The organism is Xanthobacter autotrophicus ATCC 700552 (genome assembly GCF_043194565.1).
GTDB classification, from domain to species: Bacteria; Pseudomonadota; Alphaproteobacteria; order Rhizobiales; family Xanthobacteraceae; genus Xanthobacter; species Xanthobacter autotrophicus_F.
The window spans coordinates 201037-212828 of record NZ_JBAFVS010000005.1 but is presented as its reverse complement, the minus strand read 5'-3'; the positions used below and the strand labels follow the sequence as shown (position 1 = coordinate 212828).

Below are 11792 nucleotides of genomic sequence, written 5' to 3'. Positions count from 1 at the left end.
AAGCGAGCCGCACCCCTCGGGAGGAATTTCATGAGACTGCGCCTGTTCGCCGGCCTTGCCATTGCCGGTCTGTTCTGTGCCCCGGCGCTGGCCGCCGACCCTGTCGGCCTGTGGCAGACTCCGTCGCGGGGCGGCCAGGTGGAGATTTCCAAGTGCGGCGCCAGCCTGTGCGGCCGGCTGGTGTCCTCCGAGGGGATCAGCGCCGATCCCAACCTCAAGGACGTGAACAATGCCAACGCCTCCCTGCGCAGCCGGCCGGTGAAGGGCGTCACCATCCTCTCCGGCTTCTCGGGCGGGCCCAATGAATGGGGCGGCGGCAGCATCTACAATGCCGAAGACGGCAAGACCTATTCCGGCTCCCTCACCCTCGACGGTGACAACTCCCTGAAGCTGCGCGGCTGCGTGGTGGCGCCGCTCTGCAAGACGCAGGTCTGGACCCGCCTGCGCTGAGGCGGACGCCCTTTTGCCGCACGAACGCCCCCGGCGGCCTTCTGCCTCCCGTCCCGAGGTGGACAGGACCCGCCGCGGGCGCCATCTTCCGTCCCGCATGAAACGATTCCGGGACCACCCACGGAAATGGCGCGCCTGACCCATCTCGACGCCGAGGGCAAAGCCCGCATGGTGGACGTGTCCGACAAGGCCGCGACCGCCCGCGAGGCGCTGGCCGAGGGCCGCGTGGCCATGGCGCCCGCGACCCTCGACCTGATCCTCTCCGGCAATGCCAAGAAGGGCGATGTCATGGGCGTCGCGCGCCTTGCCGGCATCATGGCAGCCAAGCGCACCCATGAACTGATCCCCCTGTGCCACCCGCTCATGCTCACCAAGGTGGAGGTGGAGGTCGTCCCGGATGCCGCCCTGCCCGGCCTTTACGTGACGGCGCGGGCCAAGACCACGGGCCAGACTGGCGTGGAAATGGAAGCGCTGACCGCGGTCTCGGTGGCCTGCCTCACCATCTACGACATGGCGAAAGCCGCCGACCGTGGCATGCGAATTGAAGGCATCCGGCTGCTGGAGAAATCCGGCGGCGCCAGCGGGCATTTCCGCGCGGAACTGCCCACGGACTAGAGCGTTTTCGAGCGAAGTGGGTACCGGTTCGCGTGAAGAAAACGCGTCAACACAAGATTCTAGAGCGATTTCCGTGAGCCAAGGCGAGCGGAAAACGCTCTAGAAGGCGGAGCCACGGATGGAACCGAGCGCGACAACGGGCATGGACAAGCCGGCAGGGAAGAAGGCGCCGCTCATGGGCGTCGAGGAGGCCATCGCCCTTGTGACGGCCGACGCGTCGGCCCTCGGCGTCGAGCAGGTGGCGGTGGCGCTGGCCGATGGACGGGTGCTGGCGCAGGACCTGCCCGCCCGCCGCACCCAGCCACCCGCCGACATGTCCGCCATGGACGGCTATGCCGTGCGCGGCGCCGATATCGCCCAGACCCCGGCGCGCCTCGCCGTGATCGGCGAATCGGCGGCGGGCCGGCCCTTCGCCGGTGCTGTGGGGCCGAACGAGGCGGTGCGCATCTTCACCGGCGCGGTGGTGCCGGAGGGTGCCGATACGGTGGTGATCCAGGAGAACACCAGCCGCGACGGCGAGATCATCACCACCACGGCCCCGACGGCCGCCCTGCGTAACGTGCGCAAGAAGGGCTGCGACTTTACCGCCGGCACGCCGGGGCTCATGGCCGGGCGGCGGCTGACCGGCCGCGACATCATGCTCGCCGCCGCCATGGACCATGCCACACTGCCGGTGGCGCGGCGTCCGCGCGTGGCGCTGCTGCAGACCGGCGACGAACTGGTGCTGCCCGGCCAGGGCACGGGCCTCGACAGCGAAATCGTCGTCTCCAACGCCTTCGGCCTTGCCGCCCTCGCCCGCCGCGCCGGTGCGGACGTGACCGATCTCGGCCTGGTGCGGGACGATCTGGCCGCCATTCGCGCGGTGGTGGCGCAGGCGCTTTCGGGCGCGTTCGACCTGGTCGTCTCCTCCGGGGGCGCCTCCGTGGGCGACCATGACCTCATGGGGCCGGCCCTGCGCGCCGAAGGCGTTGAACTCTTCGTGCACAAGATCGCGCTGCGGCCCGGCAAGCCGCTGATGTTCGGCAGCAAAAGCGGTGTGCGGGTGCTGGGCCTGCCGGGCAATCCGGTCTCCTCCCACGTCTGCGCCATGGTGTTCCTGGTGCCGCTTCTGCGCGCGCTTCAGGGCGACTCGGCGCCCGGCCCGGTAACCGCACCGGCGCGCCTCGCCGTGGACGTGCCGGCCAACGATGTGCGCCGCGATTTCATGCGCGCCCGGATGGACCGGCACGCCGACGGAACGGTGCATGTGACGCCCTGCGCGTCCCAGGACAGCGCCATGCTGAGCGTGCTGGCGGCCGCCGATTGCCTCCTGATCCGCCCGCCCTTCGCCCCTGCCGCCAAGGCCGGAGACCCGTGCGAGATCATCCCCTTTGACGATTGAGCGGCCTTAACCCTGCCTTCACCACTTGCGGAACACAAAAGGAACAGATAGAAGCTGTTCATGATTTGTTTCGCGGCGCCGGGCGAGCGCCAGCAGGGGGCGAGAGATGCTGACGCGCAAGCAATATGACCTGCTTCGCTTCATTCATGAGCGGCTGAAGGAGACCGGCGTTCCCCCCTCCTTCGACGAGATGAAGGAGGCGCTGGACCTGCGGTCCAAGTCCGGCATCCATCGCCTGATCACCGCCCTGGAGGAACGCGGCTTCATCCGCCGCCTGCCCAACCGCGCCCGGGCGCTGGAGGTGGTTCGCCTGCCGGACAGTGTCGCTCCGGGCCTCGCCATCCCGCGGGCCGCCAGCCGCGGCTTCTCCCCCTCCGTCATCGAGGGCAGCCTCGGCAAGGTGCGGCCGGCCTCGGACGATGATGACGGCGCCGGTCAGGTGGTCACAGTCCCGGTCATGGGGCGGATCGCAGCGGGCTCACCCATCTCCGCCATCCAGACCCGCAGCCACACCCTCAACATCCCGCCCGAGATGCTGGGCAGCGGCGAGCATTTCGCCCTGGAGGTGCGCGGCGACAGCATGATCGAGGCCGGCATCCTCGACGGCGACACCGTGCTGATCCGTAAATGCGATACGGCGGACACCGGCGACATCATCGTCGCCCTGGTGGACGACGAGGAGGCGACGCTGAAGCGCCTGCGCAAGAAGGGCGCCTCCATCGCCCTCGAAGCCGCCAACCCGGCCTATGAGACCCGCATCTTCGGGCCGGACCGGGTGCGCATCCAGGGCCGCCTGATCGGCCTTATGCGGCGGTATTGATTTCCGTTTCCTCCCCCAATCGAGGGGGAAGACCAGAACGGGGTGAGGGGCGTGGCGGTCGCCATGCTCAACGGGGCCGGCTCTTCTGGAGCGACGCTTCTCACCCCTGCTTTTTACACCTTGCGATGCGTCCACTCTCCGGAACACATCGGGGGTCCATGCTGCGGATTACTCCGACGCGGCGTCGGCTTCCGGATCGTCCGTCGGCGGGCGCGATGGCGCGGGTTCCGGCGGCAGGGGCGGCATCCAGGGGCGCTGGACCTCGGGCCTGCGTGTCGGCTCGACGTGCCAGGTGCCGTTGCGGAAGTGATAGGCCAAGGTGCCGGTGCGCTGGAGCGCTTCAGGTGTCACCACCTGGGCCGGACAGCGCCGGGGCGGCACATCCCGGGTGACGACGATGCGCGATTCAAGGCAATCGGCCTCCAGGCTTTCCGCCCGCCGCGATACGGCGATGGTGCCACCCCCCGGCAGGGGCGCGGTGCAGCCGAGCGGATCACAGGTGAACAGCGTGGCAAGTCCCTCCGCCTCCGCCCTCCGCATGTCGCCCTCCCGGGTCATCCATTGTTCCACCACCAGCCGCTGGCTGCGTGCGCCGAGGACCGAAAGTCGCCCGTCCGGCCCGCGCACCGCCACTGTCTGGGCATCGGGTGCGATGAGGAGGTCCGGCCGCGCCGGCGCGCCGGCCAACAGCAGGGCGAGGGAGAACGGCACGAGGGCGAGGGCGGTGAGCAGCCCGCGCAGCAGGCACAAAGCGGCAAGCCCCAGGCTGAACAGCGCGAGCGTCGGTGCGCCGACCGCATCCACCCGCACGTCGGCGCCCGGCAGCACTGCAATGGCATCGGAGACCGCCACCATGATCTCGATGCCCTTGCCCATCACCGGCCAGGCCAGATGATCAAAGCCCAGCGGCATCAGCAGCACGCCCAGCAGGCCGAACGGCATCACCAGGAACGAGACCGCCGGCATGGCGGCGAGATTGGCGAGGAGGCCGTAGGGCGCCACGCGCTGGAAGTGGAAAATGCCGTAGGGCGCCGTCGCCAGTCCCGCCACCAGGGACGTCAGCATGGTTCCGCCCACCAGCACCGCGAGCCAGACGGCGGCCTGTCCCATCCATCCGTCCGGGCGCGGCAGGGCGCGCAGGGGCTGCAGGCGCTCATAGGCGGCGACGAGGGCCAGGGTGGCGGCGAACGACATCTGCGTTCCGGGATCGAGCGCTGCCTCGGGCGTGAAGGCGAGCACGCAGACTGCGGCCACGCCCACGGTGCGCAGCGTCAGCGCCGGCCGCCCCGCCAGCACGCCGCTGAGCACCAGCGCCGTCATCACGAACGACCGCTGCGCCGGCACATCGTTGCCGGAGAGCACGAGATAGGCCGCGCTACCCGTGAGCGCGATGATCGCCGCCAGCGACTTGATGGGAAAGCCCAGCGCCAGCGCCGGCACCAGGGCCAGGCCGCCGCGCACGAACGCGAACAGCGTGCCCGCCACCAGCGCCATGTGCAGGCCGGAGATGGACAGGATATGCGTGAGCCCGGACACGCGCATGCTCTCCTCCACCTCCGGTGCGATGGCGGAGCGGTCGCCCGCCACCAGGGCCACGGCGATTTCCGCCGGCGTGCCCGTGAGCGAGGCGCGGATGCGACGGGTCAGGCTGTCGCGCGCCGCGTCCACCGCCATGGCGATGCGCACCGACAGGGGCGGCTCGGCCGGCCCGGCAAGCTTGGGTCGCCCCAGGCCGTAGCCCACGCCGCCGATGCCGGCAAACCAGGGCGTCCGCCCGAAATCATGGGCGCCGGGCATGGCCGGCCCCAGTGGCGGCAGCACCTGGGTCAATTGGGTGATGCGGGTGCCCACCGGCGGCGCCCACCCCTTGCGCAGGGTGAGGCGAACCAGGCGCGGCACCGGATCGAGACCTTTCACCGGGCCGGCGTCGAGCCGCAGCAGGATGCGATCCCCCTTGGCGCGATGCTCCACCCGCTCCACGAAGCCGGACAGCCGAACCGGCGTTTTGCCCGGTACGGCGATCTCGTGCGCCACCCGCGCGGTGCGCACGCTGCCCGTGGCGAAGCCCGCCGCCACCGCGGCAAGGGTCACCACCGCCCCGAACGCCACCGGCCGCGCCCGCAGCACGATCGCGCTCCCGACGAGGAGGGAACAAAGGCCAACGGCGACGACCAGGGACGGCTCCTGCGCCGCGCCGAAATACAACAGGATGCCAAGGGCGAAGGCCGCCGGAAGCCAGAGGATGAGCCGGCCGGAGGCGGCTTCGGCGGCGAGATCGGCGGCAAGGCGGGCCCTGAGCGCATCGAGGACATGGGCCAGGCCCGGCGGCGCCGGGCGCGCAGATACACGCGCGCCGCCGAGAACGGCGGTCCGTCCACGGGTTCGCGCAGGGTGCTGGTCCTGCTGCGTCATGTCGCCCCAGATGCCCCGCTACAGCCCGTTCCGATCAAGGGCATCCGCCCCCTCGTCCGCCGGAAAGGGCGGCCGTGTTCCTTGTGCCCGGCGCCTATGCTACACGGGCGCCTCCCGCGTGCCATGGTGCGTGCATTCCCGCGCGGTCGGCAAGGGATTGCCGGGGCTGAAGCTCGTGCTGACGCTCCTGCCGAAGCTCTTGCCCCTGCCGGCCCGTGCATCGCCCGCGCGCTGCCCTGCCCCGTCCGCTCGCCTGTCCGCCCCCACGGACCGAGCCTCGCCGAGTTCCCCCCATGTCGCAGATCGTCACCCGCTTCGCTCCCTCTCCCACCGGCTTCCTGCACATCGGCGGGGCGCGCACGGCCCTGTTCAACTGGCTCTATGCCCGCCACACCGGCGGCAAGATGCTGCTGCGCATCGAGGATACGGACCGCCAGCGCTCCACCAAGGCGGCCATCGAGGCCATCATCGAGGGGCTGGAGTGGCTCGGCATCACCTGGGACGGCGATCCCATCTATCAGTTCGCCCGGGCCGAGCGGCACCGCGCCGCGGTCGACGAGATGCTGGCGCAGGGCAATGCCTATCGGTGCTACGCCACGCCGCAGGAACTGGACGAGATGCGCGAGCTGGCCCGCAAGGAAGGCCGCCCGCCGCGCTATGACGGCCGCTGGCGTGACCGCGACCCGTCCGAGGCGCCCAAGGACCGCGATCCCGTCATCCGCCTGCGCGCGCCGCAGGAGGGGGAGACCGTGATCGACGACATGGTGCAGGGCACCGTGACCTTCCCCAACAAGGACCTGGACGACCTCGTCCTGCTGCGCTCGGACGGCAATCCCACCTATATGCTGGCCGTGGTGGTGGACGACCATGACATGGGCGTCACCAACGTCATCCGCGGCGATGACCACCTGACCAATGCGGCACGCCAGACCCAGATCTACCGCGCGCTGGGGTGGGAGGTGCCGCGCATGGCCCATATCCCGCTCATCCATGGGCCCGACGGCGCCAAGCTCTCCAAGCGCCATGGCGCGCTCGGGGTGGATGCCTATCGCGACATGGGCTACCTGCCGACGGCGCTGCGCAACTATCTGGTGCGGCTCGGCTGGAGCCATGGCGACCAGGAAGTGTTCTCGACCGACGAGATGATCTCCTTCTTCGACCTCGACAAGGTGGGCCGCTCCGCCGCCCGGTTCGATTTCCAGAAGCTGGAAAGCCTCAACGGCCATTACATGCGCGCCTCCAGCGATGCCGAGCTGTTGTCGGCCATCGATGCGCTGGTGCCCCATCTGCCCGATGCCGAGCACCGCCTCGCCCGCATGACGCCGGAGCGCCGCGCCCAGCTCGCCGCCGCCATGCCGGGGTTGAAGGAACGGGCCAAGACCCTGGTGGAGCTGGTGGACAACGCCGAGTTCATCTTCGCGGAGCGCCCGCTGCCGCTGGATGAAAAGGCCGCCGCCCTGCTCTCGCCCGAGGCCCGCGCCCATCTCGGCCGCCTCGTGCCCGCGCTGGAACAGGTGGAGTGGACCGCCGCCGCCACCGAGGCCGCCGTGCGCGCCTATGCGGAGGCCCAGGGCGTGAAGCTCGGCGCCGTGGCCCAGCCGCTGCGGGCCGCGCTGACCGGCAAGCCCACCTCCCCGCCCATCTTCGACGTGCTCACCGTGCTCGGCCGGGAGGAGAGCCTGGCGCGGCTGAAGGACCAGGCGGCTTGAAGGCGCCCGCGCCCGGGACCGTGGAGCTGGATCTCAGAGGGCTGAAATGCCCCCTGCCCGCCCTGCGCACGCGCAAGGCGCTGAAGGACGCGGCCGCCGGCACGCGCCTGGTGGTCACCTGCACCGATCCCATGGCGGTGATCGACATTCCCCACCTGGCGCAAGAGACCGGCGCCATGCTGGAAGAGCGCACGGTGGCGGAAGGCCTCCTCACCTTCATTTTGCGCAAGGCGGGCTGAAGGTTGCGCAAGCCGGGCTGAAAGCCCGGCAAAATACTCAGAGGCCCGGGCTGAAGCCCGGGCGCCTTCGGTTCAGACCGAAAGCGGCAGCGCCCGTTCCACCAGCCGCACCCAATAGGACGCGCCGAAGGGAATGGCGGCATCCGCGAAGTCGTACTGCGGATGGTGCAGGTCGGCGGACGGGCCGTTGCCGATGAAGATATAGGCGCCCGGCTTGGCCTCCAGCATGAAGGCGAAATCCTCCGCCGCCATCAGCGGCGGGGCGGCGGCGTCCACCTCCGACAGGCCGGCCACGTCCGCCGCCACCTCGGCTGCGAACGCGGTCTGCGCCGCGTGGTTGCGGGTGACGGGATAGCCCTGGGAAAAGCTCACCGTCGCCGTGGCGCCGTGGGCCGCCGCCACCCCTTCCGCCACCGCGGCGATGCGGACGCGCAGGATCTCGCGCACATGGGGATCGAGGGCGCGCATGGTGCCGGCGAGCCGCGCGCGGGGCGGCAGCACATTGTCCGCCTCCCCCGCATGGAACATGGGAATGGAGATGACCGCGGCGGCCAGCGGATCGAGATTGCGCGACACCACCTGCTGCAGGGCGGTGACGATGGCGGCGCCGGTGAGCACCACGTCCACCCCCTGGTTGGGCCGGGCCGCATGGGCGCCGCGGCCGTCCACCAGGATCTCGATGCGGTCGGACGAGGCCATGATGCCGCCCTGCCGCATGGCGAAGCGGCCCACGGGCAGCCCCGGCAGATTGTGCATGCCGTAGACCTCGCTCACCGGAAAGCGAGCGAACAGGCCATCGTCGATCATGGCCCTGGCGCCGGCGCCGCCCTCCTCCGCCGGCTGGAAGATGAGCACGGCGGTGCCGGAGAAGGCGCGGGTTTCCGCCAGATGGCGCGCCGCGCCCAGCAGCATGGCGGTATGGCCATCGTGCCCGCAGGCATGCATGACGCCCGGTGCCTGGGAGGCATAGGCGGCGCCGGTCTGCTCGGTGATGGGCAGGCCATCCATGTCGGCCCGCAGCCCGATCATCGGCCCGTCCCCGCGTCCGCGGATAATGCCGACCACGCCGGTGCGTCCCAGCCCGGTGATCACCTCGTCGCAGCCGAAGGCGCGCAGCTTCTCGGCCACCGCGGCGCTGGTGCGGGGCAGCTCGTACATGAGCTCGGGATGGCGATGGAAATCCTGGCGCCAGGCCGCGATCTCGTCGGCGCCGCAGGCGATGTGATTATGGACGGGCATGGCAATTCCAGCAGCAATGAAGAGCCATGGTGGGCATGGGGGGCCAGCCGGTCAATGGGCTTGGGATATGCACAGGCCCTGCGGCGGCCCGGCGCATCTTTCCCAAGGCCTTGCCGCCACCGGCCTTGACCCTGCCGCCTTGGCATCCTAACCACAGCGGCGAGTGAGCCCGTAGCTCAGCCGGTAGAGCACGTGACTTTTAATCATGGGGTCTCGGGTTCGAATCCCGACGGGCTCACCAATGAAATTAATGGCTTAAAATCGGACACCTGAAAACAGGACGAAAATGCGCCCCTGTACCGGGGGCGCGCGGTCGCACATGCGACTTTTGTTCATCGCCCCCATATTTTTTGTGCGACGGATTGCATGTTTTTAGCGGCCGGCTTGCCTCAGAGCCTTCCAGTTCAGGAACGGCCCTACCTCTCGGAGCCAACGGTCATCAAAGTACCTGAGGGGCAGTTCGCGGCGACAACGATCAACGTAGGCCGTCACCGAGCGATAAATTGACTGGTCGTCATTGGTGTCGGCTATTTCCACCTCAGGTGCCAGCTTCCAGGTTTTGAAATGGAAAACCTTGCGTCTCGTCCGATATATGCGTTTTCGATCGGTTCCTACGTATTCTCCACGGATTTGAGAACCGACAAAATGAAGTCGAAGGAACCCAACGACTTCATTAAACTCCCATGCTCCACCGCGTTGGATGGCACTTACTGTCAGAATCCGTCTCGAACGATCAATATGTTCCTGGGGGACATCCCACGACCCGAACGAGTTGGCAATGCACTGATCGATAGATCGCTGGTTTTCCGCCTCAAATGCATCGGGCGACAGTCGATAGATTGGTAAATCGTGGAAGAAGATCATGGCGCTCAAACCCCCATCTCCAATCTCTTTCATCCCTGCCCACAGCTTGACGATGGCGGCGTCTGTCATGCGCGGCGGATGGGTTGCGTCACTAGGACCGGAGCGTGCCGTCGTGGGTGGGCATGAAAAATCCATCATAATCCGGCTGCCGGCCAGTAGGCCCCACACGACCTTTTGCCGCGCCTCAAGCCCCCGCGAACTGAACCCCTGAACCGCTGCTGCGTCAGTAAGGCCGCTTGATGCGGGCAGCCGGATCAGCCATTTTTGCGCTAGATCAAATTCCGTGTCCGGATTGAGATCAATTCAACGCTTATTCAGGTCCGATCATGGAAACAGCCGCGCGCGTCGCCCTTCGTGTCCCCGTCTTCGGGTGGTTCCTCAAGGATGCCATCTACGGAGCGCCGGATGCCAAATATTATTTCATCGCAAATCTTGTGGTGTGCTTCGCGGCGCTGGTTTATTTCTTCGGTTATCCGTTCCTGATCATCTATGCCCTGACCGCGACTGCCGTGGCCTTGGTGTCGCTCATCATCCTGACCGCGTCGGACATGTTCCGGAAGGGCGGCGAGACCGAAGCGGCCCCAAAGCCGGTCGCTCGGGCCGCCAGGACGCGCTGAAGGTTCAGCCTGCAGGCCGTCCAGGCGCGCCGTTGCCAACAGGGCGGCATCATTTCGCCCGGATCGCCTCACGCGGGCATCCGGCCGAGGTCCAGCTTGATCGGTTAGAAATGACAACGGGCGGTCATCGCCGCCCGTTGCGTGGTGGTCCTCGTGGTTGGGGGCGGAACCTGCCCCTGCCCCTGCCCTCGCCCTACGGCTTGGCGACCAGCGGGCAGCGGCCTTCGGCCATGGGCCGGAAGGCATTTTGTGCCGGGATGGTCTCGATCAGGTTGTAATAGTCCCACGGCCCCTTGGACTGGTCCGGCGTCTTCACCTGGAACAGGTACATGTTGTGGATGTGCCGGCCGTCGGCCCGCACCTCGCCCTTGCCGAACAGCGGATCGTTCGAGGGCATCGCCTTCATTTTCGCCACCACCTGCACGCCGTCCGTGCTGTCGGCGGCCGCCGCGGCGCGCAGATAGTGCAGCGTGCCGGCATAGACGCCGGCCTGGTTGGCGGTGGGCCGGCGCCCGTTCAATTGCGCGGCGAAGCGGTCGGCGAAGGCGCGGCTGCCGTCGTTCATGTTCCAGTAGAAGCCCTCGGTGAGGAACAGGCCCTTGGCGGTGGCAAGCCCCAGCGAGTGCACGTCGGTGAGCTGCATCAGCAGCGCGGCGAGGCTCTGCCCGCCGGCGGTGAGGCCGAACTCGGAGGCGGCCTTGACCGAATTGATGGTGTCGCCCACCGCATTGGCAAGGGCCACCACCTTGGCCCCGCTCCCCTGCGCCTGCAGGATGAAGGAGGAGAAGTCCGACGCATTGGTGGGGTGACGGACCGCGCCGAGGATCTTGCCGTCCTCCGCCTTCACCACCGCCATGGCATCAGCCTCCAGCGCATGGCCGAAGGCATAGTCGGCGGTGATGAAGAACCAGCTGTCCTTCTTCTGCTTGAGCAGGGCGAGCGCGGTGCCATGGGCCAGCGCCCAGGTGTCGTAGGTCCAGTGCACCGTGTTGGGCGAGCATTTCTCGCCGGTGAGCAGCGCCGTGCCGGGGCCGGAGGCGATGAAGGCGACCCTGGAGCCGCGCACCGCCTCCTGCACCGCCAGCGCCACCGAGGAGAACGGCACGTCGAGGATGGCATCCACGGTGCCGTCCGCGATCCACTTGCGGGCGGTGGCGGAGCCGATGTCCGGCTTGTTCTGGTGGTCGAGGTTGATCACCTCCACCGCGATGCCGGGCTTCTCCTTCTTGAAATCCTCCACCGCCAGCCTGGCCGCCGTCACCGATCCGATGCCGGTGGAATCGGAGGCGAAGCCGGACAGGTCGGTGAGCACGCCGATGCGGATGCTGTTGCCGGGGATCTCCGCCCGCGCGGACCCGAGCGCCGAAGCGAGGATGGCGGCGCCCGCGAGCAGCGCGAGCGAGGTCTTCCTGAGCATGGTCTTCTCCCTTGTGTGTTCTTGTTGGT

At 68.5% G+C, this 11792-nt stretch carries 11 protein-coding genes and 1 tRNA gene; 8 read left to right on the top strand and 4 right to left on the bottom strand.

Translation table 11 applies throughout. The annotated features are described in order from the left end of the window. Positions 1–30 precede the first annotated feature (30 nt). From V5F48_RS07650 to lexA, 4 genes are all read left to right on the top strand, one after another. Entirely contained in the window at positions 31–450 is a 420-nt protein-coding gene (locus V5F48_RS07650) for a DUF2147 domain-containing protein (protein WP_394258220.1), read from the top strand. Between the two features lie 126 nt (positions 451–576). Next, positions 577–1065, top strand: coding sequence for a cyclic pyranopterin monophosphate synthase MoaC (moaC, locus tag V5F48_RS07645; RefSeq protein WP_394258219.1), 489 nt, complete (start codon positions 577–579; stop codon positions 1063–1065). A gap of 118 nt (positions 1066–1183) precedes the next feature. Continuing rightward, positions 1184–2446, top strand: coding sequence for a molybdopterin molybdotransferase MoeA (locus V5F48_RS07640; protein WP_394258218.1), 1263 nt, complete (start codon positions 1184–1186; stop codon positions 2444–2446). 106 nt (positions 2447–2552) lie between these two features. Further along, positions 2553–3266: a transcriptional repressor LexA gene (lexA, locus tag V5F48_RS07635; RefSeq protein WP_394258217.1), complete on the top strand. Its 714-nt coding sequence runs from the start codon at positions 2553–2555 to the stop codon at positions 3264–3266. 168 nt (positions 3267–3434) lie between these two features. Here the strand turns inward: lexA and V5F48_RS07630 are convergent, their stop codons facing one another. Then, positions 3435–5678: a ComEC/Rec2 family competence protein gene (locus V5F48_RS07630; RefSeq protein ID WP_394258216.1), complete on the bottom strand. Its 2244-nt coding sequence runs from the start codon at positions 5676–5678 to the stop codon at positions 3435–3437. A gap of 293 nt (positions 5679–5971) precedes the next feature. Here V5F48_RS07630 and gltX point away from each other — a divergent pair, with 293 nt between their 5' ends. Next, on the top strand, positions 5972–7387 hold the full coding sequence (gene gltX / locus V5F48_RS07625; RefSeq protein ID WP_394258215.1) for a glutamate--tRNA ligase: 1416 nt from the start codon (positions 5972–5974) through the stop codon (positions 7385–7387). Beyond that, complete coding sequence (locus V5F48_RS07620) at positions 7384–7626, top strand: sulfurtransferase TusA family protein (RefSeq protein ID WP_394258214.1); 243 nt, start codon at positions 7384–7386, stop codon at positions 7624–7626. Before gltX ends, V5F48_RS07620 begins: the two co-directional genes overlap by 4 nt. A 72-nt stretch (positions 7627–7698) precedes the next feature. Here V5F48_RS07620 and V5F48_RS07615 read toward each other — a convergent pair whose 3' ends face one another. Continuing rightward, positions 7699–8865 (bottom strand): M20 aminoacylase family protein, encoded by a 1167-nt coding sequence (locus V5F48_RS07615; protein ID WP_394258213.1) that lies wholly within the window; start codon positions 8863–8865, stop codon positions 7699–7701. Positions 8866–9030: 165 nt separating this feature from the next. Between V5F48_RS07615 and V5F48_RS07610 the strand changes: the two genes are divergently transcribed. Next, positions 9031–9106, top strand: a tRNA-Lys gene (locus V5F48_RS07610). Positions 9107–9237: 131 nt separating this feature from the next. Here the strand turns inward: V5F48_RS07610 and V5F48_RS07605 are convergent. After that, positions 9238–9798 (bottom strand): hypothetical protein, encoded by a 561-nt coding sequence (locus V5F48_RS07605; protein ID WP_394258212.1) that lies wholly within the window; start codon positions 9796–9798, stop codon positions 9238–9240. A gap of 257 nt (positions 9799–10055) precedes the next feature. On the opposite strand from V5F48_RS07605, the gene V5F48_RS07600 reads away from it, so the two are divergent. After that, the gene (locus tag V5F48_RS07600) at positions 10056–10346 is read left to right on the top strand and encodes a hypothetical protein (RefSeq protein ID WP_394110699.1); all 291 of its coding nucleotides are present in this window, start codon (positions 10056–10058) and stop codon (positions 10344–10346) included. Between the two features lie 193 nt (positions 10347–10539). Here V5F48_RS07600 and V5F48_RS07595 read toward each other — a convergent pair whose 3' ends face one another. Beyond that, positions 10540–11763, bottom strand: a complete 1224-nt coding sequence (locus tag V5F48_RS07595) for an ABC transporter substrate-binding protein (RefSeq protein ID WP_394258211.1) — start codon at positions 11761–11763, stop codon at positions 10540–10542. Positions 11764–11792 lie beyond the last annotated feature (29 nt).

What these genes read in the sequence shown, in the direction of transcription:
- V5F48_RS07650 (WP_394258220.1), top strand. Translation starts at nt 31, where the DNA reads ATGAGACTGCGCCTGTTCGCCGGCCTTGCCATTGCCGGTCTGTTCTGT.
- moaC (WP_394258219.1), top strand. Translation starts at nt 577, where the DNA reads ATGGCGCGCCTGACCCATCTCGACGCCGAGGGCAAAGCCCGCATGGTG.
- V5F48_RS07640 (WP_394258218.1), top strand. Translation starts at nt 1,184, where the DNA reads ATGGAACCGAGCGCGACAACGGGCATGGACAAGCCGGCAGGGAAGAAG.
- lexA (WP_394258217.1), top strand. Translation starts at nt 2,553, where the DNA reads ATGCTGACGCGCAAGCAATATGACCTGCTTCGCTTCATTCATGAGCGG.
- V5F48_RS07630 (WP_394258216.1), bottom strand. Translation starts at nt 5,678, where the DNA reads ATGACGCAGCAGGACCAGCACCCTGCGCGAACCCGTGGACGGACCGCC.
- gltX (WP_394258215.1), top strand. Translation starts at nt 5,972, where the DNA reads ATGTCGCAGATCGTCACCCGCTTCGCTCCCTCTCCCACCGGCTTCCTG.
- V5F48_RS07615 (WP_394258213.1), bottom strand. Translation starts at nt 8,865, where the DNA reads ATGCCCGTCCATAATCACATCGCCTGCGGCGCCGACGAGATCGCGGCC.
- V5F48_RS07605 (WP_394258212.1), bottom strand. Translation starts at nt 9,798, where the DNA reads ATGACAGACGCCGCCATCGTCAAGCTGTGGGCAGGGATGAAAGAGATT.
- V5F48_RS07600 (WP_394110699.1), top strand. Translation starts at nt 10,056, where the DNA reads ATGGAAACAGCCGCGCGCGTCGCCCTTCGTGTCCCCGTCTTCGGGTGG.
- V5F48_RS07595 (WP_394258211.1), bottom strand. Translation starts at nt 11,763, where the DNA reads ATGCTCAGGAAGACCTCGCTCGCGCTGCTCGCGGGCGCCGCCATCCTC.